The 25,659-nt window shown below is 65.0% G+C and carries 28 protein-coding genes and 1 pseudogene; 15 read left to right on the top strand and 14 right to left on the bottom strand.

What is annotated here, in order from left to right; translation table 11 throughout:
- Window positions 1–139: 139 nt before the first annotated feature.
- Both fadB and fadA read left to right on the top strand, forming a co-directional pair.
- A complete protein-coding gene (fadB, locus tag BMY30_RS14965) occupies window positions 140–2,317 on the top strand; it encodes a fatty acid oxidation complex subunit alpha FadB (protein ID WP_089715149.1) in 2,178 nt (725 codons plus the stop codon).
- A 51-nt stretch (window positions 2,318–2,368) separates the two neighbouring features.
- Complete coding sequence (fadA, locus tag BMY30_RS14960) at window positions 2,369–3,547, top strand: acetyl-CoA C-acyltransferase FadA (RefSeq protein ID WP_089715147.1); 1,179 nt, start codon at window positions 2,369–2,371, stop codon at window positions 3,545–3,547.
- Window positions 3,548–3,674: 127 nt separating this feature from the next.
- Here the strand turns inward: fadA and BMY30_RS14955 are convergent, their stop codons facing one another.
- Complete coding sequence (locus BMY30_RS14955; RefSeq protein ID WP_089715146.1) at window positions 3,675–4,685, bottom strand: TAXI family TRAP transporter solute-binding subunit; 1,011 nt, start codon at window positions 4,683–4,685, stop codon at window positions 3,675–3,677.
- Between the two features lie 266 nt (window positions 4,686–4,951).
- Window positions 4,952–5,413: a flavodoxin family protein gene (locus BMY30_RS14950; protein WP_089715142.1), complete on the bottom strand. Its 462-nt coding sequence runs from the start codon at window positions 5,411–5,413 to the stop codon at window positions 4,952–4,954.
- 144 nt (window positions 5,414–5,557) lie between these two features.
- Between BMY30_RS14950 and BMY30_RS14945 the strand changes: the two genes are divergently transcribed.
- The 3 genes from BMY30_RS14945 to BMY30_RS14930 all read left to right on the top strand — a co-directional run bounded on the left by BMY30_RS14945 (window position 5,558) and on the right by BMY30_RS14930 (window position 7,572).
- Complete coding sequence (locus BMY30_RS14945; protein ID WP_089715140.1) at window positions 5,558–6,034, top strand: YbhB/YbcL family Raf kinase inhibitor-like protein; 477 nt, start codon at window positions 5,558–5,560, stop codon at window positions 6,032–6,034.
- Between the two features lie 419 nt (window positions 6,035–6,453).
- The gene (locus BMY30_RS14935) at window positions 6,454–6,939 is read left to right on the top strand and encodes an MgtC/SapB family protein (protein ID WP_089715136.1); all 486 of its coding nucleotides are present in this window, start codon (window positions 6,454–6,456) and stop codon (window positions 6,937–6,939) included.
- A 261-nt stretch (window positions 6,940–7,200) separates the two neighbouring features.
- The gene (locus BMY30_RS14930; protein ID WP_089715134.1) at window positions 7,201–7,572 is read left to right on the top strand and encodes a thiol-disulfide oxidoreductase DCC family protein; all 372 of its coding nucleotides are present in this window, start codon (window positions 7,201–7,203) and stop codon (window positions 7,570–7,572) included.
- 106 nt (window positions 7,573–7,678) lie between these two features.
- Here BMY30_RS14930 and BMY30_RS14925 read toward each other — a convergent pair whose 3' ends face one another.
- The 8 genes from BMY30_RS14925 to BMY30_RS14890 all read right to left on the bottom strand — a co-directional run bounded on the left by BMY30_RS14925 (window position 7,679) and on the right by BMY30_RS14890 (window position 14,656).
- Window positions 7,679–8,140: a potassium channel family protein gene (locus BMY30_RS14925; protein ID WP_089715132.1), complete on the bottom strand. Its 462-nt coding sequence runs from the start codon at window positions 8,138–8,140 to the stop codon at window positions 7,679–7,681.
- 148 nt (window positions 8,141–8,288) lie between these two features.
- A complete protein-coding gene (locus tag BMY30_RS14920) occupies window positions 8,289–9,539 on the bottom strand; it encodes a M20/M25/M40 family metallo-hydrolase (protein ID WP_089715130.1) in 1,251 nt (416 codons plus the stop codon).
- Window positions 9,540–9,590: 51 nt separating this feature from the next.
- Complete coding sequence (locus tag BMY30_RS14915; RefSeq protein ID WP_089715128.1) at window positions 9,591–10,553, bottom strand: zinc metalloprotease HtpX; 963 nt, start codon at window positions 10,551–10,553, stop codon at window positions 9,591–9,593.
- A gap of 18 nt (window positions 10,554–10,571) precedes the next feature.
- Complete coding sequence (locus BMY30_RS14910) at window positions 10,572–11,162, bottom strand: NADPH-dependent FMN reductase (protein WP_089715126.1); 591 nt, start codon at window positions 11,160–11,162, stop codon at window positions 10,572–10,574.
- Between the two features lie 78 nt (window positions 11,163–11,240).
- On the bottom strand, window positions 11,241–12,311 hold the full coding sequence (locus BMY30_RS14905) for an SO_0444 family Cu/Zn efflux transporter (RefSeq protein ID WP_089715124.1): 1,071 nt from the start codon (window positions 12,309–12,311) through the stop codon (window positions 11,241–11,243).
- 91 nt (window positions 12,312–12,402) lie between these two features.
- On the bottom strand, window positions 12,403–12,852 hold the full coding sequence (locus BMY30_RS14900) for a GNAT family N-acetyltransferase (RefSeq protein ID WP_170840159.1): 450 nt from the start codon (window positions 12,850–12,852) through the stop codon (window positions 12,403–12,405).
- 57 nt (window positions 12,853–12,909) lie between these two features.
- On the bottom strand, window positions 12,910–13,065 hold the full coding sequence (locus BMY30_RS17890; RefSeq protein ID WP_170840158.1) for a hypothetical protein: 156 nt from the start codon (window positions 13,063–13,065) through the stop codon (window positions 12,910–12,912).
- Between the two features lie 10 nt (window positions 13,066–13,075).
- Window positions 13,076–14,656, bottom strand: a complete 1,581-nt coding sequence (locus tag BMY30_RS14890; RefSeq protein WP_089715117.1) for a M14 family metallopeptidase — start codon at window positions 14,654–14,656, stop codon at window positions 13,076–13,078.
- On the opposite strand from BMY30_RS14890, the gene BMY30_RS14885 reads away from it, so the two are divergent.
- The 6 genes and pseudogenes from BMY30_RS14885 (at window position 14,648) to BMY30_RS18210 (ending at window position 18,496) form a co-directional block, all read left to right on the top strand.
- Complete coding sequence (locus tag BMY30_RS14885; RefSeq protein ID WP_244516234.1) at window positions 14,648–15,550, top strand: VIT1/CCC1 transporter family protein; 903 nt, start codon at window positions 14,648–14,650, stop codon at window positions 15,548–15,550. The two genes, BMY30_RS14890 and BMY30_RS14885, sit on opposite strands and share 9 nt — an antisense overlap.
- 144 nt (window positions 15,551–15,694) lie before the next feature.
- Entirely contained in the window at window positions 15,695–16,132 is a 438-nt protein-coding gene (locus BMY30_RS14880; RefSeq protein WP_089715113.1) for a nucleoside deaminase, read from the top strand.
- 31 nt (window positions 16,133–16,163) lie between these two features.
- Window positions 16,164–16,295, top strand: a complete 132-nt coding sequence (locus BMY30_RS18315) for a hypothetical protein (protein ID WP_280140907.1) — start codon at window positions 16,164–16,166, stop codon at window positions 16,293–16,295.
- Window positions 16,296–16,318: 23 nt separating this feature from the next.
- Window positions 16,319–16,822 carry an Hsp20/alpha crystallin family protein gene (locus BMY30_RS14875; RefSeq protein WP_089715111.1) on the top strand — a complete coding sequence of 168 codons (504 nt, stop codon included), beginning with the start codon at window positions 16,319–16,321 and terminating at the stop codon, window positions 16,820–16,822.
- A 65-nt stretch (window positions 16,823–16,887) separates the two neighbouring features.
- The gene (locus BMY30_RS14870) at window positions 16,888–17,352 is read left to right on the top strand and encodes a host attachment protein (protein ID WP_089715109.1); all 465 of its coding nucleotides are present in this window, start codon (window positions 16,888–16,890) and stop codon (window positions 17,350–17,352) included.
- A gap of 31 nt (window positions 17,353–17,383) precedes the next feature.
- A pseudogene (locus BMY30_RS18210) lies at window positions 17,384–18,496 on the top strand (CapA family protein).
- An 11-nt stretch (window positions 18,497–18,507) separates the two neighbouring features.
- On the opposite strand, the gene BMY30_RS14860 reads toward BMY30_RS18210, so the two are convergent.
- From BMY30_RS14860 to BMY30_RS14850, 3 genes are all read right to left on the bottom strand, one after another.
- The gene (locus tag BMY30_RS14860) at window positions 18,508–19,662 is read right to left on the bottom strand and encodes a histone deacetylase family protein (protein WP_244516233.1); all 1,155 of its coding nucleotides are present in this window, start codon (window positions 19,660–19,662) and stop codon (window positions 18,508–18,510) included.
- A 105-nt stretch (window positions 19,663–19,767) separates the two neighbouring features.
- Entirely contained in the window at window positions 19,768–20,406 is a 639-nt protein-coding gene (locus BMY30_RS14855) for a DsbA family oxidoreductase (RefSeq protein WP_089715105.1), read from the bottom strand.
- 87 nt (window positions 20,407–20,493) lie between these two features.
- Entirely contained in the window at window positions 20,494–20,778 is a 285-nt protein-coding gene (locus BMY30_RS14850) for a ribbon-helix-helix domain-containing protein (protein ID WP_089715103.1), read from the bottom strand.
- A gap of 240 nt (window positions 20,779–21,018) precedes the next feature.
- Between BMY30_RS14850 and BMY30_RS14845 the strand changes: the two genes are divergently transcribed.
- The 3 genes from BMY30_RS14845 to gloA all read left to right on the top strand — a co-directional run bounded on the left by BMY30_RS14845 (window position 21,019) and on the right by gloA (window position 23,835).
- Window positions 21,019–21,588 carry a tat (twin-arginine translocation) pathway signal sequence gene (locus BMY30_RS14845; RefSeq protein ID WP_089715101.1) on the top strand — a complete coding sequence of 190 codons (570 nt, stop codon included), beginning with the start codon at window positions 21,019–21,021 and terminating at the stop codon, window positions 21,586–21,588.
- Between the two features lie 54 nt (window positions 21,589–21,642).
- Complete coding sequence (locus BMY30_RS14840; protein ID WP_170840156.1) at window positions 21,643–23,226, top strand: GMC family oxidoreductase; 1,584 nt, start codon at window positions 21,643–21,645, stop codon at window positions 23,224–23,226.
- A 75-nt stretch (window positions 23,227–23,301) separates the two neighbouring features.
- Window positions 23,302–23,835 carry a lactoylglutathione lyase gene (gene gloA / locus BMY30_RS14835; protein WP_089715099.1) on the top strand — a complete coding sequence of 178 codons (534 nt, stop codon included), beginning with the start codon at window positions 23,302–23,304 and terminating at the stop codon, window positions 23,833–23,835.
- A 34-nt stretch (window positions 23,836–23,869) separates the two neighbouring features.
- Here gloA and BMY30_RS14830 read toward each other — a convergent pair whose 3' ends face one another.
- Window positions 23,870–24,784 carry a complex I NDUFA9 subunit family protein gene (locus tag BMY30_RS14830; protein WP_089715097.1) on the bottom strand — a complete coding sequence of 305 codons (915 nt, stop codon included), beginning with the start codon at window positions 24,782–24,784 and terminating at the stop codon, window positions 23,870–23,872.
- Between the two features lie 392 nt (window positions 24,785–25,176).
- On the opposite strand from BMY30_RS14830, the gene BMY30_RS14825 reads away from it, so the two are divergent.
- Window positions 25,177–25,638 carry an SUF system Fe-S cluster assembly regulator gene (locus BMY30_RS14825; RefSeq protein WP_089715095.1) on the top strand — a complete coding sequence of 154 codons (462 nt, stop codon included), beginning with the start codon at window positions 25,177–25,179 and terminating at the stop codon, window positions 25,636–25,638.
- Window positions 25,639–25,659 lie beyond the last annotated feature (21 nt).

The raw sequence follows: 25,659 nt of genomic DNA, 5'->3' as shown, positions 1-25,659 counted from the left end.
GAGTCTAACAGCGCTGTCCCCGTTGGGGTGAGTCGCTCTGGACGTGCCATGCTGTGGGCAGGGCTTGACGTTCGGTCTTGGCTACACCAAGCTGTCAAAAATAAAACGATCGTATGAATTTCTGCGTGGAGGTTCCTGGATGATCTATCAAGGCAATGCCATCACGGTGGCACGTGGTCTCAAGGACGGGAGCGATGCCATTGCCACGCTCACCTTCGATCTGAAGGGCGAGTCCATCAACAAACTCTCCAGCGCCGTGGTCGCGGAGTTGGGAGAGGCCGTCGCGGCCATTCGTGCCGAAAGTGGCCTCGAGGGCCTGGTGATCGGCAGCGCCAAGGAGGCGTTCATCGTCGGCGCCGACATCACTGAATTCCATGGCATGTTCGAGCAAGGGGCGGAGCAGATCGAGGCCATGCTTGAGCGGGTGCACGGTATCTTCAACGCCATCGAAGACCTGCCATTCCCCACCGTCACCGCCATCAATGGCCTGGCCTTGGGCGGTGGCTGCGAGATCTCCCTGGCCACGGACTTTCGCGTCATGGCCGAGTCCGCGAAGATCGGCCTGCCCGAGACCAAGCTGGGTCTCCTGCCGGGCTGGGGTGGCTGCGTGCGGCTGCCGCGCCTTATCGGTGCCGACAATGCCATCGAGTGGATCGCCGGTGGTACCGAGAACCGCGCCGACGCTGCTCTCAGCATGGGAGCAGTGGACGCTGTGGTTCCGGGCGAGCAGCTGGAGGATGCGGCGCGCGACATCCTGGCTCGTGCCCAGGTAGGCGAGCTCGACTATCAGGGCCGCCGCGCCGAGAAGAATGGCCCGCTGGGCCTCGGCCCTATCGAACAGATGATGGCCTTCGAGACTGCCAAGGGCTACGTGGCCGGCAAGGCGGGGCCGCATTATCCGGCACCCATCGAGGCGATCAAGGTCATCCAGAAGGGCGCCGGTGAGTCGCGTGCCCGTGCCCAGGCCATCGAGTCCAAGGCCTTTGCCAAGCTCGCACTGAGCGATGTCGCCTTCAATCTGGTCGGCCTGTTCATGAACGATCAGGTGGTCAAGAAGAAGGCTGGTCAATACGAGAAGCAGGCGCGGCCTGTCAAGCAGGCGGCGGTGCTGGGGGCCGGCATCATGGGCGGTGGTATCGCCTACCAGAGCGCCTCCAAGGGCACACCGATCCTGATGAAGGACATCAAGGAGGATGCCATCGAACTGGGCCTCAAGGAATCACGCAAGCTGTTCGCCAAGCAGGTGGAGCGGGGCAAGTTCTCCACCGAGCAGATGGCCGAGAGGCTCAGCAACATCCGTCCGACGCTCTCCTACGGCGATTTTGGCAACGTTGACCTGGTGGTCGAGGCGGTGGTCGAGAACCCCAATGTCAAGGGCAAGGTGCTGGCCGAAGTGGAAGAGGCGGTCGGCGAGGAGGTCATCCTCACCACCAATACCTCTACCATCTCGATTACTCGCCTGGCCGAGAACCTCAAGCGACCCGAGAACTTCTGCGGCATGCACTTCTTCAATCCGGTGCATCGCATGCCGCTGGTCGAGGTGATCCGCGGGGAAAAGACCTCTGACCCCGCCGTGGCGGTCACCGTGGCCTACGCCCGCGCCATGGGCAAGACGCCCATCGTGGTCAACGACTGCCCCGGTTTTCTGGTCAACCGAATGCTCTTCCCCTACTTCGGCGGTTTCAATTTTCTGCTGGAGAAGGGCGCCGACTTCCAGCGTATCGACAAGGTGATGGAAAAGTTCGGCTGGCCCATGGGGCCTGCCTACCTGCTCGACGTGGTGGGGATCGACATCGCCGTGCATGCCGGTGAGGTGATGGCGGAAGGTTTTCCCGAACGCCTGGCGCAGGAGGGCAAGAGTGCCGTCCAGCTGATGTTCGACAACGACCGCCTGGGCCAGAAGAGCGACAAGGGCTTCTACGCCTATGAAGAGGACAGGAAGGGCAAACCGAAGAAGGTCAGCGACGACGATGCCTATGCGCTGGTCAAACAGGTGGTCAAGGAGGAGACGGCGTTCTCCGATGAGGAGATCATCGCCCGCATGATGGTGCCGCTGTGCCTGGAGGCCGTACGCTGCCTGGAGGACGGTATCGTCGGCAGTGTTGCCGAGGCTGACATGGCGCTGATCTACGGTATCGGCTTCCCGCCGTTCCGCGGGGGCGCGCTGCGCTACATCGATGCCATGGGTGTCGACGCCTTCGTCGAGCAGGCCGAGCGCCTGGCCGAGGAACTCGGCCCGCTCTACGCGCCCACCGAGAGGCTGCGCCAGATGGCCAGCTCCGGCGAGACATTCTATGCCAGCAAGGCCCAGGATTGAGTCCACCACGTAACGGTCAGGACGTTCCGGACATTATTTAAGGAGTTATCGATGAGCTTGAATCCGAGAGACGTGGTGGTGGTCGACTGTGCCCGTTCTGCCATGGCCAAGGCCAAGCAGGGCGCCTTCCGCCATGTGCGTGCCGAGGACCTTTCCGCCGCGGTGATGCAGGCGCTGTTCGACCGCAACCCGGGGCTCGACCCCGCCGAGGTCGATGACGTCATCTGGGGGTGCGTCAATCAGACCCTGGAGCAAGGCATGAACATCGCCCGCAACGCGGCGATCCTCACCGGGATCCCGAATAGCGTGCCGGCCCAGACGGTGAATCGCCTGTGCGGCTCGTCGATGAGTGCGCTGCACATCGCAGCCGCCAACATCCAGGCTGGCATGGGCGAGTTCTACATCATCGGCGGCGTGGAGCACATGGAGCACGTGGGCATGACCTATGGCGTCGATGTCAACCCGGCGGCCAGCAAGCACGTGGCCAAGGCGGCCATGATGATGGGGCTGACCGCCGAGCTGTTGGGCAAGATGCATGGCATCTCCCGTCAGGATCAGGACGCCTTCGGCGTGCGGTCGCACCAGCGCGCCCAGGCGGCGATGGAGAACGGCGGGTTCGACCGCGAGATCATCGGCATCGAGGGTCATGACGCCAACGGCTTCCGGATTCGGGTCGGCCGCGACGAGGTGATCCGCAGTGACGCCAGCCTGGAGAAGATGGCCGAGCTCAACCCGGCCTTCGACCCTCGTGGCGGCACCGTGACCGCCGGTACTTCCTCGGCGCTCTCGGTGGGAGCGGCCGGCATGGCGGTGATGAGCTACGAACGGGCCAGGGCGCTGGGTCTGGCGCCTATCGCCCGGGTGCTCTCCACCGGCGTGGCCGGCTGCGATGCCTCGATCATGGGTTATGGCCCAGTGCCGGCGTCGAAGAAGGCGCTGAAGAGTGCGGGCCTGACCATTGACGACATCCAGACCGTAGAGCTCAACGAGGCCTTCGCCGCCCAGTCGCTGCCGGTGCTCAAGGACCTGGGCCTGCATGACGCCATGGACGACAAGGTCAACCTGCATGGAGGCGCCATCGCCCTGGGCCATCCACTGGGTTGTTCAGGGGCGCGTATCAGCACCACCCTGCTCAACGTGATGCAGGAGCGCGATACCACCTTGGGCCTGGCGACCATGTGCATCGGCATGGGCCAGGGGGTAGCCACGGTGTTCGAACGCCTCGAATGACGCTTCTAGTCACCTGTGCAAAAAGCGGCGGCGTCCTTTGGGGCGCCGCCGCTTTTCCCGGCAAAGTGCGATGAACCTTTTGATTTGGGCTCTTTCGAAGTGGGTTATTTTTTAATTGACTGTGGCGTCATTTCGTCACGGCGGCGAGGCGACGTGTTTCCTTGTCTTCCAAGACCATGGCCTGATTGTCCTTGATCCAGCCCTGTTCGCGATAATAGCGCAGGGCTCCTTCATGCAGGGGAGCGCTGAGCCCTTCCTGAATCATCGACTGGGGGGTCAACATGCCCAGAGCGGGATGAGCCGCCTTGAAGCGCATGAAATCATCGAAGACCCCTGACACCAGCCGGTAGACCAGGTCCGGATCGGTATCCGCCGTGGTGACCAGGGTGGCTCTGACGCCGAAGGTGCGCACCGCCGGCTGGTCCGGGCCGTAGAGGCCGCCGGGAATCGAGGCTCGTGTGAAATAGGGATAGGCCCCGACCAGCAGGTCAACGAACTCGCCCTCCACATCGACGATGGCGGCATTGCAAAGCCGGATAGCCTTGGCCACCGAGGCATTGGGGTGCCCCACGGTGTAGACCATGGCGTCGATGTTGCCGTGGCAGAGCTCCATGGACTGCTGGTCGGCCGGCAGGTCATGAATCAGCCGGAAGTCACTGCGGCTCCAGCCTCGAGCTTCCATCAGCCTGAGCATGGTGCCGCGCTGTCCGGAGCCCGGGTTGCCGATATTAACCGAGCGTTGCTGCAGGTCGTCGAAGCTCTGGATTCCGGCGTCGCGGCGGACCACCAAGGTAAAGGGTTCGCTGTGCAGCGAGAACACCGAGCGCAGGCTTTCATGGGGGCCATCATTACGGAATCCTTCGGTGCCCTGGGTGGCGTACTGATGCAGGTCCGACTGGACCATGGCAAGCTTCATCTCGCCACGCCGCAGGGCCCGCAGGTTGGCACTGGAGCCCTCGCTGGGCTGGGCCCGGCAGGGCATCTCGACGACACGACATAGCGCGCGCCCGACCACATGATAGACACCGGAGGGGCTGGCAGTAGCGATGATCAGGGGGTCGTCGGCCTGGGCTGAAAGTGGGTTCCAGAGGAACAGACTGGTCAGGCCGATGGCCAGCAGCCTTGCGGTTGGTTTCATAATTTACCTCGCGTCAGTGAGTCAGTCAGAGGCATTCCAGAACCAGGAGGGGACTGAGCGGAAGTCATAGGTGGAGAGACTTCACATCATCTCTGGCCGACAGGCTGTATTGTTGTGTTCTTGTTGTCATTGTCTTGTTGTCGCGCGATCAGTTGGTGCGCCATTCGAGACAGTCCGAACATGCCTGCGCATGTTCGGTCTCCCTTGAGGTATAGCCGATGCTCGAGAGTCGGAAGGGCCTATCAAAAGAATATAATCGCATATAGTTAGATCACGCCGGCCTCAAGCCCTGCCGCCATTGTCATGCCCAGCTCCTCCACCTGGTCGGCAAAGGCGTCCTGCCACTTTCCACGCAGGATCAGCGGCGCCTGAACCCACTTCCAGCGCAACCCGGTGACGATCCCCTCCACTGCCCGTTGGGTGCCGGTGCCGTCGCGGCCGGCACGGATATAGAGCGCGCAGGGCAGGCCCTGCTTTTCCTCCAGCACTGGATAGTAGCTGCGGTCGAAGAAGTCCTTCAATGCCCCGCTCATATAGCCCAGGTTCTCGGTGGTGCCCAGCAGGATGGCATCGCAGAACAGCAGATCCTCGGGGCCTGCTTCTAGCGGTGCCTTGACGGTGACCTCGACCCCCTCGACGTCGGGGTGGCGGGCGCCGCATTCGGCGGCCTCACGGAGCCTGAGGGTATTGGTCGAGGGAGCATGAGCGACGATCAGCAGGCGAGGCATGGCGGACTCCCGGGTTGAATTCGTGGCTTACGGCCATCATGCCATGGCCAGGTGGCGTTGACAGGCCGCGGGCTTTCTCCGACGCTGTTTCGGCGCTGTCGCACCGTCATTCCGACAATTCGACACCCAGGGAGGTTGATCACCATGGCCTTTGCACTCTCGACCATGCAGCTGGAAAGCTCCGCCTTCGCGGCGGGGGGTGCCATTCCGACGAAACACACCGGGGAGGGTGACGATACCTCGCCGGCACTTTCCTGGCAGGGCGCCCCGGAGGGCACCAAGAGCTTCGCTGTGATCTGCCACGACCCGGATGCCCCCTTGGTGCAGAACGGTGGCTACGGTTTCGTGCATTGGGTGCTCTACAACCTGCCGGACTCTACCACCTCGCTGACGGAGAACAGCGGCGAGGGCACCGTCGGGATCAATCACTTCGGCAAGACGGGCTACGGGGGTCCCATGCCCCCGGAAGGCCATGGCGTGCACCAGTACTACTTCTGGGTGCTGGCGCTGGACAAGGCCACTGACCTGCCGGAGGGTCTGTCGATGCATGAACTGCTCAAGCAGGTCGAGCCTCACCTGCTCGGCATGAATCGCCTGGTGGGTACCTACCAGCGCGACTGATTCGGGCGACACCTTTTCGCCACCCCTGCCGCGAATGCTGGCTCGTGTCGCACTACGAGGCGGGCCAGCGATCTTCGTCTGACTTCAGGGCTTGGCCTCACTCGGCGCCGGAACAGCTACGTCGTGGTGGTCGATCACCAGATGTTCCCGTTCTTCGCAGAATGCCTCCAGGGCCTCGCTGGTGTGACCTGGCCGATGATGTAACTCGATCTCCATCGGCGAGGTGGGTGCCGCCGATGGCGTCAAGCTCGAGGAGGAGATGCTGATTACCGAGTCGGGCGTCGAAAAGCTCAGCCGCGACCCCTTCAACGAGGCGCTGCTCGGCCGTGAGTTCTTAAGGATCGCGACGCCGGAAGCCTGCTCTGGCCCACCAGAGTTGGTGAGAGCCAGGTCACGCTATACAAGAAAAGCAGGGAACAATGATGGAAATTATCGGTAATACCGTCATGTCCGAGTTTTCGGATTTCAACGATGTGAGCGAGCTGGTCGTTGTTGTGATCAGATTGCTGTCCGCTGCCGTTCTGGGTGGCTTGCTTGGGCTGGAAAGGGAGCTGCGTGGCAAGGCTGCTGGCATTCGTACCCATATGCTGGTCTGCATGGGTGCAGCTCTTTTCATATTTATTCCGCAGCAAGCGGGTATCTCGGATTCGGAGATGAGTCGAGTCATTCAGGGTGTGATTGCCGGTATTGGCTTTCTGTGTGCTGGTACCATTATTACCGGAAAGGATGAGCAGGCTGCCACAGGGCTTACCACGGCGGCTGGTATCTGGTTCACGGCAGCCATAGGGATAGCCGTTGGGCTGGGGCGCGAGCAAACGGCGGTGTTGTGCGCGGTTCTGGCTTGGGTAGTCCTGTATGTGATGCCTTTCTTCACGCGTTTTATTCGCAATAAAATCCCTTGGTAGAAGAGGTCCAAGGATCGAAAGGTGTCAGTATATTGGTACGATATGTGATCGAACTAGTGGCTGAGTTTCCCTGTGTCGCCGGTGACACTGCAAACTCGTTCCTCGCATCGATATCCATCTCGCTATAGACGCCTGCTGAACGCTATCTTGATCATAGGACTGGTCATCTCCATGTTGGTCCAGCGCAAGATGCTTCACAATCCAGTCGCCTCGGTAGCACAGGGGTTGCCGTGCTAGCCACCCTCGAGGGAGAGACACCCCATGTCCGAACTGCCACTGCTGAAGGTCTACTACGACGGCATCTGCCCTGTCTGCCGGCGCGATCGCGCCCGCTACGAGCGCTGGGCGGGGGAGGCTGGTCGGCAAGTGGTGTGGTGCGATGTGACTGAACACCAGGAGACGCTGCGTGAGAGGGGCGTTGACCCTCAGGCAGCACTGCTCTCGCTGCATGTGGAAGAGGAAGGTGGGCACATCAAGGAGGGTATCGACGCCTATATCCTGTTGATGCGCCGGGTGCCACGGCTGAAGCCCCTAGCTTGGCTGATCGGCCTGCCGGGGCTAAAGCCAGGGCTGCGCTGGCTCTATGACCGCTGGGTTAGGCGGCGGCTGGCTCGAGAAGGGCGCCTGCCCTGAGGTCCAGTGGTAATCACCGCGTCGGTCTGGGCTCCGATGGGTGCGGTTTGGCCAGAGCCTGCACCCAACAAGCGGGGCGGTATGTCGCGTCTCTGTTGGTAATGGCTCAGTGCTCGCGATGGGCTGACCAATGTCGCTGCATCTCGAGAAAGGTGAGCGAAGCCGACCAGGTGATCAGCATGAAGCCGATCAGCGCCTCTGTTCCCGTCATGAAGCGGATCGGGCCTGTGGGGAAGAGGTCGCCATAGCCCAGGGTGGTGTAGGTGATCGCCGAGAAATAGACGTAGTCCAGGAAGTTGACGGCCCCGATGCCCGACAGGCCGCCAGCCAGGGGATGCTCAGCGAGCAGGGCCATCGCCACGGCAAAAATCCAGATCTCGGTGACGTGGGCGGCGAAGAGGCCGAAGGTCAGCTTGAGAAAGCGCCGGCGCAGTGTGCTTTGTGACTGTTCCAGGCCCTGCCACAGTCTCAGCGACACCTCGTAGTGCAGCAGGATACAGGCCACCACGGCGATAAGGGTGATCGCCACGGCCCAGAGGTGGCCAGTATCCAGGGGGGCATCGAGCACGTGCAGGGATCCTGTTGTCGAGATGCATGAAGCCTAGCGCGATCATTGGGCGTCAGTCACGGGCCCGGGCCTTGCTCGGCAAGGGGTGACCAAAACAGAGGGCGGGCCCGAGGCCCGCCCTGCTGCATACTTCCAACCGATTTTGCGGTTACTTGTCGGCCGTCTCGGGCTTTTCGGAACCCTGATGTTCCAACGCCCCGGCCTGATCCAAACGGGGGTGGTTGTCGCGGAATTCGCGATGCGGATCCGGCAGGGCGTCCAGGGCCTGGACGGTATGGGTGATGGCATGGATCGCTGCCAGCACGTCCTTGGTGTAGCCGGTCTCGGAGATGGTGTGCATGTTGCGGATCGGGAAGCCGATGGAGGTGGCCACGCAGTCCACGGCGGCGAGTACCCCAGCCATGCCGTCGGTGCCGGTGTCCGGACCCACGATGTCGCGCTGCATGGGAATGTCCTGTACTCGGGCGGTGGTCTCGATGATTCGATTGAGCTGCTCGCTGGCGATGGCGCCCACCGACATGGTGAACCCCTTGCCCATCTCGAGCGGCTGCATGCGTCGGTCGCCGATACCGGGGGCGGCCACGTAGTCGTGGTTCACGTCCACGGCGATGATCGCGTCGGGACGCATCTCACCGGCCATGACGCGACTGCCGAAGCGGCCGATCTCCTCGTAGCTGGCGATGGTGAACAGCACGCGCACCTGTTCGGTGCCACCCGCCTCGGCGATCAATCTCGCGACCTCGGCGGTGACGAAGCAACCCAGGCCGTTGTCTAGGTAGGCACCGTAGAAGGTATCCGGGCTAAAGCCGTGACGGATGGGGCGGTTGAAGATGATTGAGTCCCCGGGCCGCACACCCAGGTTCTCTACCTGCTGCTTCTTGTTCTCGCCATGGATCTGCAGGTCGAGGTAGATCTGCTCCTTCTTGATACCCTTCTCGCCCGAGCGCTGCGCCGGGTCGGAGAAGTGGATGGCACCCAGCGCTTCCACGGTGCCGCCATCGATGCGCCGGTAGCTTCCCTGCGCTCCGGGGTCCTCGCTGAACAGTGTGACCTCATGGCCGATTAGCACGTTGGGCAGGAAGGCGTCGGTGTTGATCCAGATCTTGCCATCATCGCCGATGGAACGGACCTGCATGCGGATCTTGTCAGCATGGCCGATGATCATCACCTTGAAGAGGTCGTCGCGGCCGGGGTGGGTATCCAGTACCACGCCGGCGTGACCCATGAACTGTTGCAGCTTCCATTCCGCGGGGGCGAAGCTCTCGAAGTGGGGCTTGAGGACGCCATAGGTCATGGCGCCCTCGAGGCCTACCGGGCTGGGTGCGGACAGGATGCGCCGCATCAGGTCGAACTGCGGCTCGGGCATGGGGCTGTTCCAGGGCTTTGACGTATCGCTCATGACGTTCTCTCTTGCTCGTTCAGGGAAATGGGGCTGGATGGGGCGGGCGCTTCAGCGCCAACGGCGCATCCAGTAGCGCCGGCCGATGGGACCCGGCCGCTCGTTGATCTCTGCAGGCTTGTGGCCGTGATCCCCGAGAGGATGATGCAGGGAGGATTCAGGCAACTCGTCGATCTTCATCAGCCGGCGGGTACGCTCCTCCGTCGGCGGGTGAGTACGCAGCCATTCAAGCCCCGCGGGTGGGTAGCGGCCAAATAGCGTGGCCAGCCATCGGCCTTGGTGGCGTTCCAGCACGTTCAGCGCCGAGGCCAGTCCCTCAGGGTCGCCTGTCAGGGTCGCGGCGTCCAGGTCGGCGGTGTATTCGCGGTTGCGAGAGAGGGCCAACTGGAGCAGGGTGCTCAGGCTGGGCGCGAAGGCCACCACGAGCAGCAAGCTCCAGGGCAGGCGAACGTCGCCGGCCAGAATCATCGGCACCATCAGCAGCAGGCTGATCTGTAGTGCCGTGGTCAGCCAGAAGGTCAGGCGGGTCATGGCCGCAGCCATGGACATCACCCGCGTATCGCCATGGCGCAGGTGACTTACCTCGTGGGCCAGCACGCCGGCCAGTTGGCGCAGCGTCAGGGTACGCAAGAGGCCGTCGGTGACGGCGATGCCGCCATCGCGCCGGGTGCCCACGGCGAAGGCGTTGAGATCCGACGAGGGGGCGTAGAAGAGCTGTGGGGGCTGGGTCAGGCCGGCGCGCTCATAGAGGGTGTCGAGCAGCCGGTAAACCCTCGGCGCCTGGTGGCGGTCGAGCAGGCCAGCTCCGGCTTCGGCGAGGACGTAACGGGCCGGCACCCGACTGCTGGCGAAGGCTACGGCCATCACGACACCGAGGCTCACCACTATCCCCAGGCCACCGGCCAGCAGGTAGCCGGGCACGGCCAGCACCAGCGCCAGCCCTCCCATGATCAGCAGGGTCTGCAGGCTGTTCTTCAGCCGGCTGTGCAAGAGTCGTAATGTCCCGATCGGCATGGCGTCTCTTTGCGGTGGTCAGCCGTGCAGCCGGTGCAGGCTGTCGATCAGGCGCCGGCAGATGGCGTCGAGTCTCTCCAGCTGTTTCTCGTCGCGCAGCCGGCCGTCCTGGTCCAAGGCATCCGAAGCCCGGGCCACGGCAAGCTGCTCGGGCAGCACTGTCACACCGATGTTGGCCAGCAACTGGCGGATCAGCGCCAGGCTGCGAATGCCGCCCAGCCCGCCGGGCGAGGCAGAGACCACTGCGGCCAGCTTGCCCTCGAAAAGCGCGAGGCCGCTCTCGCCCTTGTGGGGACGGGTCAGCCAGTCGAGGGTGTTCTTGAGCAGCGGAGTGATGAAGCCATTGTACTCCGGTGAGGCGATCAGCAGCCCCTCGTGGTCGGCCAGGCCGCGTCGGAGCACCAGGGCGTTCTCGGGCAGGCCCTGCTCGGCCTCCAGGTCGCCATCGTAGAGCGGCATGGGATGGTCGCGCAGGTCGATGAAGGTGGGCCGGCCCCCCAGCAGTTCGATGCGCTCGGCGGCCTGGCGCGCCAGCGCCTTGTTGTATGAGCCGGTGCGGCTGCTACCGGCAAAGACCAGGATCCGGGGGTGGGGCTGGCGATCCGTCATGTTCGGCTCCTCTATCGTCCTTCTCCCTGCCAGCATGGGGGCGCAGGACTTGGTTCACAACACCGGGGCTTCCGGGGATCAGGCGTGGTGGGGCAGATGGCCGGCGAGCATCCGGCGCAGTGGCTTCACGGCCAGGCTGGTCAGCACGATGAGTCCCAGCCACTCGACCCAGGCCGGCAACAACTCGCCTACCTCCTCGATCTGACGGCTTATGTCGAGCTGCCACCAGTTCGCCACGGCATCCACCGCCAGCCCCAGCAGCACGGCGCTTGTCAGGATTCCGACGAGGTAGGCCGCCAGGCCATGATTGCCCATCTCGCGGCGGAAGACCCCGAGAGTGGCCAGGCTGGTGACCGGCGCGGCGATCAGGAAGACCAGCACGGTGCCCGGCGACACACCGGCCAGCAACAGCCCGGCGGCGATGGGCGTGGCGGCGGTGGCGCACATGTACAACGGTATCCCGATCACCGCCATGATCAGCATGGCCCCCAAGCCGCTGCCCAGCTCGGCGAGTTGCTGTGGTGGCACCAGGGCGATCAGGACGCCGGCGACCAGCAGGCCCACCAGCAGCCAGAGGCTGATATCGTCGAGGATGTCTGTGAAGGCGTAGCGCAGTCCGCCGGCCAGTCGGGAGGTGAGCCCCGGCGACGCGCTCTCGGCAGGGGCGTCTCTTGCCTCGTCACAGCCGCCGCTGCAGCAACTCCCGCAGTCGGCCTCGGCGCGGATCTTGCTGCCGGAAGAATCGCTCGCCGGAGCTGTGCGGCCCACCAGCAAGCCGGTGACGATGGCGGTGAGCACCGCGCTGGTCGCGCGGGCCACGGCCATGAAGGGGCCGAGCAGGGCATAGGTGATGGCCATGGAATCTACGCCGATGCCCGGCGTGCCGATCAGGAAGGCAGTGCTTGGGCCGCGCGAGGCGCCGCCACGATACATGGCCAGCGCCGTGGGGATGGCGCCGCAGGAGCAGAGAGGCAGGGGGGCGCCGATCACCGCCGCGCGCGCGATGCTACCCAGGCCCCGGCCGCCCACCCAGCGCTGGAGCAGGGCCTCGGAGACCAGGGCCTTGATCAGCCCGGCCATTACCAGCCCCAGCACCAGCCAAGGGGCGGCAGAGAGGGCGACATCCAGGATGGCGTTCAGCAGGGACATGGGACGCTCCTCGGGGGAATGCTCTATTCTGGGGCCGGCAGTCACCCGTCCGTCAAGCGTGGCGCACGCCGGGGGTGCGATGCGCCCCTCGTCAGCCCCGGATCTCGGCGATGACCTCGCCGGTCTCCTCGTTCAGCCCTATCTCCTGGAAGCCGAGGCTGGCATAGAAATCCCGGGCGACCTGGTTGGTGGCCACATAGCAGATCGCGATCCGCTCGAAGGGGCCCTGCGCCCGGATCTCGTCCAGCACGCACTGCATGGCCCCGTACCCGATGCCTCTTCCCTGATGGTGTCGGTCGACCATGAGACGGAAGATGTTGTAGGCGGACGGCCGGTCGTCGTGGTCGAAGGATTCGTACATGAGAAAGCCGACCACTTCCCCGTCGCAATAGATGGCGCGAGGCCGGTAGGTCGGATGCAAGCTCGATTCGGCAATGGAATAGAGGTTGTCAGCGACATAGCCCCGCTGTAGTGCCGCGACCTCCAGCGCGATGACGGCGTCGAAGTTCTCGCGGCTGACGTCCTTCAGTGCAATGTCCATCGCCTGCTCCTCCCGTTGGGGCATGACCCGCCGCATGGGGTGAGGCGTCGTAGCCGCTCAGCCGTGGCCGGGTGCCCCGGGGATCGGGATCGTCCGGTGCACCTCACCCAGCCGCGGGCTGCCGACCCGCACGGTCACCTCGCCCTCACCCATGACCACCCAGCATACACGGGCCTGGTGGCTGTTGCCTCGGGAGCGCTGGAACCAGGGCATGTGGGCGGCGTCACCGAGACCGCGGCCCCAGCCGTCCAGATGCCCCAGCACCCGGCGGGCCCGGCCGGGTTCGTGCAGCCGGCAGCCCCCGGGGGGTGGCCTCGGCCTCCACGCCGACGTTCCAGGGGCGCTGGCGCGCGGCCTCCACGCCATGGCTCGGCAGGTAGCCGTGGTTGGCCACCGTCACGTCCAGCGCATGGACCCCCTCGGCCAGCTGCGTGCAGTGCACGGCCTCGATCACCAGCCGCGGCATCATCGAGGCAACCTGAAGCCAGTAAGCCGCCAGGCCGTCGCAGATCGCCGGCAGGATCTCCGGCGGCGGGTTCCAGATGCCGTGGCACGCGTCCAGCCCGCCGACCTCCACCTCCCCCAGCTGGGGGTGCGTCAGAGGTCGCCAGTCACCGAACAGCCGCCGGCCATTGCTCACCCGGTCCCATTGGGCCAGTTGGGCCAGTCGCTCCATCGACTCGCGGCCCAGGGCGGTGTAGTGGTCGATGAAGCGCGCGGGACGGGGCAGGCCCAGGCGCTGGAAGAGGTCCCAGAGCTCGCAGACCTGGGCCAGGCAGCCGTGCTGGTGATAGACGAACTCGATGAGGTCGCCATGCAGCGGGGTCTCGGGCTCGTAGCTGAACTCCTCGTAGCTGCTCACGGTGGGGTAGCCGGTAAGCGACTGGGCCCAGGCGGCGAGCTGACGGTAGAGCGCAAGGTCCTGCGGGGCCATGCCGCTGTCCGGGGCATCGATCAGCGGGCGGATGAAGACGCCGCCAAAGGTGTGCAGGTTGAGCCAGGCGAAGAGGTTCGGGTGGGCGAGGGCGAAGTCGATGATGGCCCGGGTCTCGGGCGCGTCGCCGGGGTAGTGGCCGGCGCCGACCTGCTCCGGCTCGGGCCGCCAGCCCCAGGGGAAGTTGCGGTTGAAGTCCGGGGTGTCGACCAGCCAGTCGGGATCGGGGATCGTCTCGCCGTCCCAGTGCTCGATCACCCCTTCGGGGTAGAGCCGCCAGTAGGGCGGCAAGTCATCCACCCGGCGCGGCAGCATCAGCCCCGGATGGTCGGGGGACGCGACGAAGTCGCCCGCCTCGTCGTGGCGGCGTAGGTAGCGGCAGCGGCCGTCGCCATCCAGGTCCTCGGCGCGCCAGCGAGGCCGGTCGGGGCTGCCGGCGGTGCGCCGCGGGGCGTAGCGCACGAAACCGCCCTGGCGCAGCACCTGCTCGGCACCATCCGGCGAGAGGCGCGGGCAGATGTAGAACAGCACCTCGCGCAGCTGACGGCACTGGTGCTCGGGCCAGCCCCCGGGAAGCAGTTCGGGGGCCAGGTGCAGCGCCAGCACCGTTTCCGCCACGGCCAGGGCGACGCTGGAACCGGCCAGCTCGGTGCCATGCATGCTGCCGTCCACCCAGACCGCGGGGCGCCGCCGGTCGGGCTCGGGACCGAGGGTCAGCACCCAGAGGTCGCGTCCCTGCGGGCTGGTGCCGAGGCTCTCCAGGCGGGCCAGCTGCGGATGGTCCCGGGCCCAGGTCTCGAGCTGGCGGGTCAGCGCCTCGTGACTCAGGTAGCGGTGGCGGAAGGGGCCGTCGAGTGTGTCATGGATCATGCCGATGCCTCGCCGTGGCGTATTGCGCTGTCAGTATGGTGCATCCTCGGGAGGGGCACCGCTGGCGTGCCTTACCCGAGCCTGGTCGGCTATGCCAAGCTGGAGCAAGGATGCAGCACGCAGCGAGGTGGCACCATGAACGATCGGCGGCGCGAGGCGCTGGAGCACGAGCACCGCCCGGAGGTGATCGAGCGGCGGCTGCACGCTCCCTCCCGGCTCCGGCACCTGCCCGATGCCATCCTCGGCGGTATCGACGGCTGCGTGACTACCTTCGCGGTGGTCTCCGGGGCCTTCGGCGCGGGGTTCTCGTCCACGGTGGCGCTGGTGCTGGGTGTCGCCAATCTGCTCGCCGACGGCTTCAGCATGGCGGTCAGCAACTACGAGGCGATCCAGGCCCAGCGCGAGCATGTCGAGGGGGTGCGCCGCACCGAGAACCACCATATCGACGAGGTGCCGGAGGGCGAGCGCGAGGAGATCCGCCAGATCTTCCAGCGCAAGGGGTTCTCCAGTGAGACCCTCGAGCGGGTGGTGGAGACCATCTGCAGCGACCGCGAGGTGTGGGTGGAGACCATGGTCTCCGAGGAGCACGGCCTGCAGACCGTGGGGTTGAGCCCGCTTCGCTCGGCGCTGGCCACCTTCCTCGCCTTCCTGATGGTGGGTGCCATGCCGCTGCTGCCCTATGCGATCCCCGGGCTGGATATCCCCCGGCAGTTCCTGGCGAGCCTGGCGGTAGCCGGGCTGATGTTCTTCCTGATCGGCATGGGCAAGAGCCTGGTCTACCACCAGCCGGTGCTGAAGTCGGGGCTGCGAACCCTGCTGATTGGCGGGGCCGCGGCGGGGCTGGCCTTCCTCACCGGCCACCTGGCGCAGGCGCTGTTCGGCGTGGGCCTCTAGGCCACCTTCCCTACGCGTTGAGCCCTGGGGCCAGCCAACCGGGTCGCTTGCGAGGGTGAGCGGGACCTGGGTGGCCTGGACGCTGGCATGCCCGGGCCAGGGCGGCGTAGGCTGGGGGGCACCGTCACGTCAGGGAGTCAACGAATGGATCGCTTCATGCAGGCCGCGCTCGAGGAGGCCCGCCATGGTCTCGAGGAAGGCGGCATCCCCATCGGCTCGGTGCTGGTGCACCGCGGAGTGGTCATTGGCCGCGGCCACAATCGACGCGTGCAGCTGGGCAGCGCGGTGCTGCACGGCGAGATGGATGCCCTGGAGAACGCCGGGCGCCATCCGGCCGAGACCTACCGCGAGAGCATCCTCTACACCACGCTCTCGCCTTGTCCGATGTGCAGCGGTGCCATCCTGCTCTATGGCATTCCGAAAGTGGTGATCGGCGAGAACCGCACCTTCCTGGGCGAGGAGGCCCTGCTGAAGGAGCGTGGCGTCGAGGTGGAGGTGCTCCAGGATCCCGAGTGCATCACGATGATGGAGGGCTTCATCGCCGCCTCGCCCGAACTGTGGCATGAGGACATCGGCGAGTAGCGCGCTGCGGCGCCAGCGCATGACGAGAATCATGCTGATCTGGGTCAAGTCGGCCGGGCAGGGCTGGACTACCTTTGAGGATGAGGCGGGCCTGCTCGAGGAACGGCAGAGGCCCTTGCCGGTATCCGGCACCTCGAATATCCATCGGCTTCGCCTTCCCTGATCTGCATTAGAGGAGTCATCGACATGGCCAAGAAAGCGTCCAAGGATGTCCCGGTCTCGACCGAGAAGTCTTCTCAGCCGTCGGAGTCCCGGGCGATGAGCCCGTTCCGGGAGTTCGATCGGATGCTCGACAGTTTCTTCGACCGCGGCTGGATGCCCTCGCGCTGGGAGCACCCCCTCTGGCAGCGCTTCGCCGCCTTCGAGAAGGGCATGCCGAATGTCGACGTCATCGACCGGGATGCCGAGGTGGTGGTGCGCGCCGAGGTCCCGGGCTTCGAGCGCGAGGAGCTCGATGTCTCGGTGACCGATGGCGCGGTTACCATCAAGGGCGACCACCGCGAGGAGAGCAAGGAGGAGGAGGGCGACTACTTCCACTCCGAGATCTCCCACGGCTCGTTCTCCCGGACAGTGGCCCTGCCCGGTGAGATCGATGCCGACAAGGCGGACGCCAGCTTCAAGAACGGCGTCCTCGAGCTGACGCTGCCCAAGCTCAAGCAGGCCAACCGCCGCAAGGTCGAGATCAAGTAACCATCCGGGAAGATCGGCAGGCCGGGACGCCCGGCCTGCCGGCTCCCCTCGCGTGAGGGAACGACATGGACACCACCTGGGTAGTGGTCGCCGACCAGGCACGGGCACGGCTCTTCTCGGCGTCCGACCCGAGAGGGCCGCTGGAGGAGGTGGAGGACCTGGCCAATCCCGAGGGCCGCCTGCATGACCGGGACCTGAATGCCGACAGCCCGGGGCGCGCCTTCGACTCCATGGGCGAGGGGCGCCATGCCATGGGTAAGCACCATTCGCCCAAGGAGCAGGAGGCGATCCGCTTCGCCCATGAGGTGGGGGAGCGCCTGGCCGCCGGCCTGCACGACGGTGTCTTCCGGCACCTGATCATCAGTGCCACGCCGCGCTTCCTGGGGCTGCTGCGCGAGACGCTGCCCGAGGCGGTCGCGACGTGCATCGTGCTCGAACTGCACAAGGACCTCACCGCCCTGGGCCGCGACGAGATCCGGGCCCACCTGCCGGAGCGGCTGCCTCGGGCGCCCCGCTCCTCGCAGGGATAGGGGCCGGGACCCGGACCGGAAGAGGGAGACGATGGCCGGCGTGACCCTCTGGCTGACCGGGGACGTGATGACCGGACGCGGCATCGACCAGATCCTGCCGCATCCCGGCGATCCCCGAATATTCGAGTCCTACATGAACTCGGCCATCGACTATGTCAGGCTGGCCGAGCGAGTGACCGGCCCGATCCCGCATCCCGTCGATTTCCCCTATCTCTGGGGCGACGCCTTGGCGTGGCTCGAGCGCCAGGCTCCCGACCTGCGCCTGATCAACCTCGAGACGTCGGTCACCACCAGCGACGATGCCGAACCCAAGGGGATCCAGTACCGCATGCATCCCGCCAACCTGCCGGTGCTTGCCGCGGCGAGGGTGGATGCCTGCGTGCTGGCCAACAACCATGTCCAGGACTGGGGACGGCGCGGGCTATGCGAGACCCTGAAGGTGCTCGGGGAGGCCGGCTACGCGACGGCCGGTGCCGGCCTGGACCGGCATCAGGCGAGGGTCCCGGCACGCTTCTAGGTCCCCGGCGGGCGCCTGCGGCTGCTGGCCTTCGGGATGTCCAGCAGCGGCGTGCCCCTCGACTGGGCGGCCGGTGACGGCAGCCCCGGGGTCAACGTGCTCGCCGACCTCTCGTCCGCCGCCGTGTCGGCCATCGCCGCGGACGTCGGCCGGGGGCGCGAGCCTGGGGAGTTGGCCCTGGTCTCCCTGCACTGGGGCGGCAACTGGGGCTATGCGATCCCCGATGCGCATCGGGCGTTCGCCCACCGGCTGATCGACGAGGCCGGCGTGGACCTCGTCTGGGGTCACTCCTCACACCATCCGCTGGGCATCGAGGTGTATCGTGGTAGGCTGATCCTCTACGGCTGCGGTGACCTGATCAACGACTACGAGGGCATCACCGGCCACGAGGCCTTCCGCGACGACCTGGCCCTGCTCTACTTTCCGACGCTCCGCCCGGCAGACGGCCGCCTGGAACGGCTGGTCATGGTGCCCCTGCAGCGCCGCCATTTCCGTCTCGAGCGAGCCCCCCGTGATGAGGCCGAGTGGCTGTGCCGGATGCTGAACCGCGAGGGACGGCCGCTCGGCACTCGGGTACGGCAGGATGGCCCTGACCGGCTGGTGCTCGAGTGGCAAGCCGAGCACTGAAGCCGCTCAGCTCATGTCGTTCCTGATGGCCCGTCCGGACCGGCGTCGGCTGGAGGGCTCGACGTATACTCTTCGATGACGAAGGCACCGCGATGGAAGGCCGCCGCGGCTTCCACCTCGGCAAGGCCGCGCAGGCCGGGTTCCGGTGGCTCGTCGCCGGCCAGCACCCGAAGTACTGACCTGACGCCGCGGGAGAGCGATACGAGGTTGTAGCCCCCTTCCAGCACGAAGACCAGCCTTCCTTCGCACTGCCGGCGTGCCAGGCTCTGCAGGATGCCGGTCATGGCGGAAAAGCCGTCATAGGAGACATTCAGCGCCAGGTCATGGCCGTGGGGATCGAATCCCGCCGAGACCAGGATCAGGTCGGGTCGAAACCACTCGGCCGCGGGTACCAGGATCTCGTGGAAGGCCTTGAGGAAGGCGGCGTCTCCTGCATCGGCAGGCAGGGGAACGTTGACGATGGCGCCATCCCCGAGGCCCTCACCGATCTCCTCGAGATTGCCGGTGCCTGGATAGAAGGGAGAGGCACGGTGGATATCGAAGAACAGCACATCCGGGTCGGCCCAGAAGATGTCCTGGGTACCGTTGCCGTGATGGGCATCCCAATCGATGATCATTACCCGTTGACAGCCCAGTGTCGCCCGGGCATGGGCGGCGGCCACCGCCACGTTGTTGAATAGGCAGAAGCCGCGGGCGCGTACCGGTTCGGCGTGATGGCCTGGGGGTCTCACCAGCGCGAAGCTGCTCTCGGCTCGCCCCTCCATTACCGCCTCGACGGCAGCAATGGCCGTGCCGGCGGCCACCTCGGCGGCCTCGACGCTGCCAGGTGATACGGCCGTGGTATCCACGTCCAGCCAGGCGCTCTTGCCACGTAGCTGGTAGATGCTGTCCAGGTAGGCGTTGGTGTGGACGCGTCCCAGCTGCTCGCGAGTTGCCGGCTTGCCGGTCTCGAAGGTCACCCCGGGAACCGGTTCAAGTTCCAGCTGCCGGCGGATGGCGGTGAGCCTGGCGGGATGTTCGGGATACTTCCAGGGCACTCCCAACCCCGACAGTAGCGAGCGGACTCGCTTGTCCATGCGCCCCGGCAGGAAGGGCACCTCGATATTCGGCTCATGAGCCAGCATCCGCTCGTCATAAAAGGCGATCACGCTGTTCTGTTCGGCCACTGGGAAGGGCTCCATATTGTGGGCAACATAAAGGTGAGGCGAGTCATGCATCGGCCTATAGCATATCAGGGCTCTGGCATCGAGGGGGGATGAGGGGCCGTCACATCAGCGCATGGCGTCGAGCAAGCGTTCCACCGCCAGGAACAGTTGACGGCGCGGCTGAGCGCCCTCGAGCACGCCGGCATGCTCGCCGTCCAGGGAGAAGCGCAGGCCCGGCACCCCGCCGATGCCGAGCTCCCGGGCGGTCTGTTGGTCGATCCGTACCTCCTGGCGGAACTCGCCCTGCGCCAGGGCCTGGCGCAGGGCCTGGCCATCCAGCGCGAGCGTCTGCGCCACCCGGACCAGTGACTCGGGGTCGGCCAGGTCGAGGCTCTGCTCGAAGAAGCCGCGGAACAGCGCCGTGCGCATGGCGCCGCCGGCCCCGGGCCGGATGGCCTCCTGTGTCCGGGCCCAGGCACCGGCCTCATGGGCCAGCCGCGAACGGGGCTGGAGACGGGGCAGGCGTAGGGTCATGCCGCGCTCCGCGGCCATGGGATAGACCGCCCGTTCCCAGGTGACGTGCAGGTAGTCGCCATCGGGGTCGAGGGTCGGCTCGGGCTCGGGGCGCAGCTCGAAGGCGCGCCAGCGGACCGCCACGACGTCGCCGAAGCGCTCTTCCAGGGCGTCGAGCTCCGGGGCCTCCAGGTAGCAGAAGGGACAGACGTAGTCGCTGAAGACATCGAGGGTAATGCGCGGCCGGGTCATCGGGTGTCTCCTGTGGCAATGCGGCAGGACCCGAGAGGGTAACACCAGTCACCCGGCAGGGCATGGTAGGGGGCGAGTGGAGCGGTCTCAGGCGCTACGGACGGCTGGTTCGGCACGAATATGCAGATGCACGGCGCACGCGACCCGCAGCAGGGAGGCGAGGTTGTGGACCGCGCCCTTTGAGGCCATCACTTCTCCGTAGAGTTCGCTGATGAACTGCCCCGTGGAGAGTTGCTGGTCTTGGGCCAGGTGATCGAGGATCTCCCAGAACTCATTTTCGAGCCGAACACTTGTCACGCTGCCCTGCAGGCGAAGCGAGCGGGTGGAGCACTCATAGCGTTGGGGATCGGTGGAAGCATAGACGTGGCACATGGCATTCACTCTGCAGGTAACTAGAACCGAAGCGGCCCCGGATATTTCGACCTTGCCCTCTATGGCCGTTCAAGAGCATTAGACCATCGTCGACGTAGTAACCCGCTATTACCCCTTCTGACATGCATGCACCTACTCTTTATACAAGTGGCCGGTTTGCCGGTTCACCCTGACAATAACAAGCAAAGCGTGGCTTACCCTCCCGGGGTACTGCGCTATCCACCCCCGGAGAGGTCAGCGATGAGTTCATCCCCTATTTCCCGCCGCGTCTTTCTCAAGGCAAGCGGCGGCGTACTGGCCGGTACCTTGGCCTTCGCCAGTGGCCCCATTGCCCTGCTGGCGCCCACACGCAGTTGGGCAATGCCGCTCGACAACCTAAGTTCCCGCCAAGGTGAGGTTCTGCTGGCGGTCACTCGGCAGATTTTCCCCCACCCGGATCTCGAGGATGCCGTCTACGCCATGGTCGTCAAGAGCCTGGATCGCCAGGCCGAGAGCGCTGACTTCTACCAGGTGTTGCACGAAGGCATTGTCGAACTCGACGAAGCAGCGGGCGGAGACTGGTTGGCCTTGGATGATACAGCGCAGCTCGAAATCCTGGCGCCCATGAATGGCAAACCTTTCTTTGCAACCGTGCGTGGTGATGCAGTGGTATCCCTGTACGACAACTCCCTGGCCTTCGCTCACTTCGGCTACGAGGGAGAGGAAGGCGACGGCGGCTATCTGACCAAGGGATTCAACGACCTGACCTGGCTGCCCGACCCGCCCCAGCCCGAGGGCGGCTACCTGCCCTTCGAGGAGCCGACGGCCTGACGTCAACGCCAAGCGATCAATGATCAGAACAATAACGCATGTGGAGACACCAAGATGGCAATGACTGATAACCAGAAGACCTTCACCCACGATGACGATAGCGTCGTCGTAGTGATCGGGTCAGGTGCTGGGGGAGGCACCCTGGCCAACGAGCTGGCCCAGCAGGGCATCGACGTGGTGGTGCTGGAGGCGGGCGCGCTGCATACCACCGCCGATTTCCTGGCTGACGAGTGGGCCTCCTTCGCCCAGCTTGCCTGGCTCGATACGCGCACCACCTCGGGCAGTTTTCGCCTGGCCCGCGACTTTCCCACCCTGCCGGCCTGGATCGTCAAGGCGGTGGGCGGGACCACTGTCCACTGGGCGGGTGCCAGCCTTCGAATCCAGCCACACGAGTTCCGGGCCTTGACCCATTACGGGGAAGTCGAGGGCGCGAACCTGCTCGACTGGCCGCTCGGCTACGATGATCTGGCGCCCTACTATGACCGTGCTGAGCAACGCATGGGGGTGACTCGCACAAACGGAAACAAGGGGCTACCCGGCAACAACAATTTCAAGGTGATGTACAACGGGGCGAAGAACCTGGGCTATGCCTGTAACACTGGCCACATGGCGATCAACAGCGAGCCACGTGATGGGAGGGCGGCCTGCCAGCAGCGCGGCTTCTGCTTTCAAGGCTGCAAGACGGGTGCCAAGTGGTCGACTCTCTATACCGAGCTGCCCGAGGGCATCGCCACCGGCCACATGGAGTTACGTCCTGAGTCCCACGTGGCGCGTATCGAGCACGACGAGAGTGGCAGAGTCACGGCAGTGGTCTACTTCGATGCCGACGGCAACGAGCAGCGCCAGAATGCGCGTCTGGTGGCGGTTGCAGGAAACTCTCTGGAAACGCCTCGCCTGCTGCTCAATTCGGCCAGTGAGATGTTCCCAGAGGGGCTGGCCAATGGGTCGGGCCAGGTGGGGCGCAATTACATGCGCCATATGACGGGTTCCGTCTATGCCACCTTTGACGAGCCGGTGAACATGTACCGCGGCACTACCATGGCCGGGATCATCTCCGAAGAGTCGCGTCATGACCCGTCTCGCGGCTTCGTTGGTGGCTATGAGATGGAGACCCTGTCACTGGGCCTGCCTTTCATGGCCGCCTTCCTCGATCCGGGTGCCTGGGGGCCGCGATTCACCGGTGCGCTGGACCAATACGACCATATGGCCGGTATGTGGCTGGTGGGTGAAGATTTGCCCCAGGAGAGTAACCGTATCACCCTCAACCACGATGTCACCGATCGCTTCGGCTTGCCGGTCGCCAATGTCCATTACGACGATCATCCCAATGATATCGCCATGCGTGAGCATGGTTACCGGCAAGGGGCCGAGCTCTATCGCTCGGTGGGAGCGAAGGACATCTATGAAGTGCCGCCTTACCCCTCGACCCACAACGTCGGTACCTGCAGGATGAGCGAGCGTCCAGAGGATGGCGTCTGCAACGGCTATGGTCAGACTCACCAGATACCCAACCTGTTTATCTCGGACGGGAGTCAATTCACGACCTCTGCGGCGGAGAACCCGACCCTGACCATCGTATCGCTGGCCATCCGACAGGCCGAGCATATTGGCCAGTTGATGCGTCAAGGCGAGGTGTGACGCGCGCACCCAACGCGCCTGGCTGCGCCGGGCGCGTTGTTCATTCATTCGGATCACCGATCAAGGAGTGACGACATGAGCTTTACAGGCGAGCAGTATCCTGGCGTCCAGGCGCCGACCCCCGAGTCCGACGGCTTTCGCCTAAACCACACGATGCTCAGAATCAAGGACCCACAGCAGGCGCTGGCCTTCTATACACGGGTGTTCGGCATGCGGGTGTTGCGACGGCTCGACTTCGAGGAAATGCAGTTCTCGCTGTACTTCCTGGCGCGGCCGGAAGTTGGTGAGGCCGTCCCCGAGGAGACCGGCGAGCGTACCGTCTGGACCTTCAGCCAGCGCGGCGTGCTGGAACTGACACACAACTGGGGTACCGAGAGCCAGGAGGGGCGAATCTATCATGACGGAAACGCCGAACCTCAGGGCTTCGGTCATATCTGCTTCTCGGTGCCAGACCTGGAAGCAGCCGAAACCTGGTTCGACGCCAACGACGTCGAATTCGTCAAACGCTCGGATCAAGGCAAGATGCGAAACGTGGTCTTCGTCAAGGATGTGGACGGGTATTGGATCGAGGTCGTTCAGGCCGACCGGCTCTCTGCTCTGGGCGACTGAGCACAAATCCGCCTTCGTCAACAAAGCCTGAAGGTCAGCCCTGGGTCAGGCCGCTCGGTAGACAGCTCGGCAGGCTCTCGCGCAGCGAGTGGGGCAAAATGCCCAGGTCGCGGAAAACGCCGACGTCCTCATTGGCGACGTTGTCCGTCTGCATCAGGATTACCTGGTCACGCGTCAACGGCGGGCCGGGCAGCCAGGAGGCGAGGGCCGCAATCAGCCGCCAGGCGAGAAAGGGCAGCGGCATTAGTGGCCGCTCGCGCTGCAGATGGGCGAGCAGCTTCTCCAGGACCTCGCGGTAGCTCATCACCTCGGGTCCCCCGAATTCGAAGAGGCGACGTTCAGTGGCGGGGTGGCGAGTGAGCTTGGCGATCGCCCGGGCCACATCCACCACGTGTGCCGGTTGCAGTCGTGTCGTGCCGCGACCGAACAGCGGGATCAGCGGCAGCCGGGTGAGGCCCTCCAGGCCGGTGAGGAAGGCATCGCCGGGTCCGAACAGCACGCTGGGCCGCACAATGATCGCCTTGGGCATGGCCTCCAACACCGCGTCCTCACCTCGGGCCCGGGCCCTTACGTAGGCCGAGACCGAGTCATGGTGAGTGCCGATGCCCGAGACATGCACCAGCCGCTCGATACCGTCTGCCCGGGCCAGGCGGGCCAGCAGACCGGCGCCCGTCACATGGATGGCCTCGAAGCTGACATCGCGCGTTTCCACATAGAGGCTGACGGCATTGACCACGGCGCTGGCGCCCTGCAGGGCCGCGCTGATGCTTGACTCGTCGCGGATATCGGCGGTAGCGAGTTCCACCGGGTCTCCGTCCTCCAGCCAGGCCGGCAGGGCTGGCTGGCGGGCGGCGATACGCACCCCGCAGCCGGCCTCGACCAACTCCCTGACGATGGTGTCTCCAAGAAAACCTGTGCCGCCGAAGACCGTGACTGGACCATTTTGCATCGTTTTCCTCCCTGTGGCCGCTCGACGTTGGCAAGCATAGTCGCTGGTCGGCGACCTTGTGCTGCCGGAGTGTGACGAGGTCGGGGAAGCGGCGAGGCCTCGGTGAGTTGCCCCACGCGAGGCCCTGTAGCATAGCAGAGCGTCCTATCTATTTGTTTTTCGGAGGATGAGGGTTCGCAATAAGTCGAGTGGGGAGTGCAGGCGCCTCTCTGGTAGGACGGGTGAGACCGACAAGATATGCAAATGAGAAATACTATCGTTATTGTCGATAACGTCCACGAACATGCTGCGATCCGTTTGTAATCCAGCGGCAGGGCTTCACATCAAAATGATACAGGACTAAAATGGTCCCCAATCGAATCTGAGGGGGAATGCCCCCGGGGAGTCAGACCTTGCTCAAGCTTTCGCGGCTGACCGACTACGCCGCCGTGGTGATGGCGCAGATTGCTCGTCACCCGGATCAGCCTCAAGCTGCCGCGGAGCTTGCCGAGGCGGTGCAGCTTCCCCATCCCACGGTCAGCAAGACCCTCAAGATGCTGGTGCGCGCCGGACTCCTCGAGTCGCGCCGTGGAGTCCAGGGGGGATATTCATTGGCACGTCCTGCGTCCCGGATCACCGCCACCGACATTATCTCTGCCATCGAAGGGCCGGTGGCGATGACCGAGTGCAGCCAGGCCGGCGGCGATTGTGACCTGGCCGCCACCTGCGGGGTCGCGGACAACTGGCAGCGGGTCTCGCTGGCCATCCGCACCCTGCTCGACAGCGTAACCCTGGCCCACCTGGCCGATACCAGTCCGATCAAGCTGCCGGTGCAGCTGCCCATTCAGAGCGTGAGTCTGGCCGCCGAGGCCTGACGCACCCGAGCATTTCACTAC

The sequence above is a fragment of the Halomonas daqiaonensis genome (assembly GCF_900109725.1).
Lineage (GTDB): Bacteria > Pseudomonadota > Gammaproteobacteria > Pseudomonadales > Halomonadaceae > Halomonas > Halomonas daqiaonensis.
The sequence above is the reverse complement of the archived record's forward strand: the minus strand, read 5'-3'. Positions and strand labels throughout refer to the sequence as shown.

Excerpts from the sequence above, each read along its gene's own strand:
- BMY30_RS14945 (WP_089715140.1), top strand. The coding sequence starts at position 5,558 with ATGGCCTTTGCACTCTCGACCATGCAGCTGGAAAGCTCCGCCTTCGCG.
- BMY30_RS14840 (WP_170840156.1), top strand. The coding sequence starts at position 21,643 with ATGGCAATGACTGATAACCAGAAGACCTTCACCCACGATGACGATAGC.
- BMY30_RS14930 (WP_089715134.1), top strand. The coding sequence starts at position 7,201 with ATGTCCGAACTGCCACTGCTGAAGGTCTACTACGACGGCATCTGCCCT.
- fadA (WP_089715147.1), top strand. The coding sequence starts at position 2,369 with ATGAGCTTGAATCCGAGAGACGTGGTGGTGGTCGACTGTGCCCGTTCT.
- BMY30_RS14880 (WP_089715113.1), top strand. The coding sequence starts at position 15,695 with ATGGATCGCTTCATGCAGGCCGCGCTCGAGGAGGCCCGCCATGGTCTC.
- BMY30_RS14855 (WP_089715105.1), bottom strand. The coding sequence starts at position 20,406 with ATGACCCGGCCGCGCATTACCCTCGATGTCTTCAGCGACTACGTCTGT.
- BMY30_RS18315 (WP_280140907.1), top strand. The coding sequence starts at position 16,164 with ATGCTGATCTGGGTCAAGTCGGCCGGGCAGGGCTGGACTACCTTTGAG.
- BMY30_RS14910 (WP_089715126.1), bottom strand. The coding sequence starts at position 11,162 with ATGACGGATCGCCAGCCCCACCCCCGGATCCTGGTCTTTGCCGGTAGC.
- gloA (WP_089715099.1), top strand. The coding sequence starts at position 23,302 with ATGAGCTTTACAGGCGAGCAGTATCCTGGCGTCCAGGCGCCGACCCCC.
- fadB (WP_089715149.1), top strand. The coding sequence starts at position 140 with ATGATCTATCAAGGCAATGCCATCACGGTGGCACGTGGTCTCAAGGAC.
- BMY30_RS14830 (WP_089715097.1), bottom strand. The coding sequence starts at position 24,784 with ATGCAAAATGGTCCAGTCACGGTCTTCGGCGGCACAGGTTTTCTTGGA.
- BMY30_RS14915 (WP_089715128.1), bottom strand. The coding sequence starts at position 10,553 with ATGCCGATCGGGACATTACGACTCTTGCACAGCCGGCTGAAGAACAGC.
- BMY30_RS14900 (WP_170840159.1), bottom strand. The coding sequence starts at position 12,852 with ATGGACATTGCACTGAAGGACGTCAGCCGCGAGAACTTCGACGCCGTC.
- BMY30_RS14845 (WP_089715101.1), top strand. The coding sequence starts at position 21,019 with ATGAGTTCATCCCCTATTTCCCGCCGCGTCTTTCTCAAGGCAAGCGGC.
- BMY30_RS14920 (WP_089715130.1), bottom strand. The coding sequence starts at position 9,539 with ATGAGCGATACGTCAAAGCCCTGGAACAGCCCCATGCCCGAGCCGCAG.
- BMY30_RS14905 (WP_089715124.1), bottom strand. The coding sequence starts at position 12,311 with ATGTCCCTGCTGAACGCCATCCTGGATGTCGCCCTCTCTGCCGCCCCT.
- BMY30_RS14955 (WP_089715146.1), bottom strand. The coding sequence starts at position 4,685 with ATGAAACCAACCGCAAGGCTGCTGGCCATCGGCCTGACCAGTCTGTTC.
- BMY30_RS14885 (WP_244516234.1), top strand. The coding sequence starts at position 14,648 with ATGGATCATGCCGATGCCTCGCCGTGGCGTATTGCGCTGTCAGTATGG.
- BMY30_RS14890 (WP_089715117.1), bottom strand. The coding sequence starts at position 14,656 with ATGATCCATGACACACTCGACGGCCCCTTCCGCCACCGCTACCTGAGT.
- BMY30_RS14870 (WP_089715109.1), top strand. The coding sequence starts at position 16,888 with ATGGACACCACCTGGGTAGTGGTCGCCGACCAGGCACGGGCACGGCTC.
- BMY30_RS14935 (WP_089715136.1), top strand. The coding sequence starts at position 6,454 with ATGATGGAAATTATCGGTAATACCGTCATGTCCGAGTTTTCGGATTTC.
- BMY30_RS17890 (WP_170840158.1), bottom strand. The coding sequence starts at position 13,065 with ATGCCCTGGTTCCAGCGCTCCCGAGGCAACAGCCACCAGGCCCGTGTA.
- BMY30_RS14950 (WP_089715142.1), bottom strand. The coding sequence starts at position 5,413 with ATGCCTCGCCTGCTGATCGTCGCTCATGCTCCCTCGACCAATACCCTC.
- BMY30_RS14850 (WP_089715103.1), bottom strand. The coding sequence starts at position 20,778 with ATGTGCCACGTCTATGCTTCCACCGATCCCCAACGCTATGAGTGCTCC.
- BMY30_RS14875 (WP_089715111.1), top strand. The coding sequence starts at position 16,319 with ATGGCCAAGAAAGCGTCCAAGGATGTCCCGGTCTCGACCGAGAAGTCT.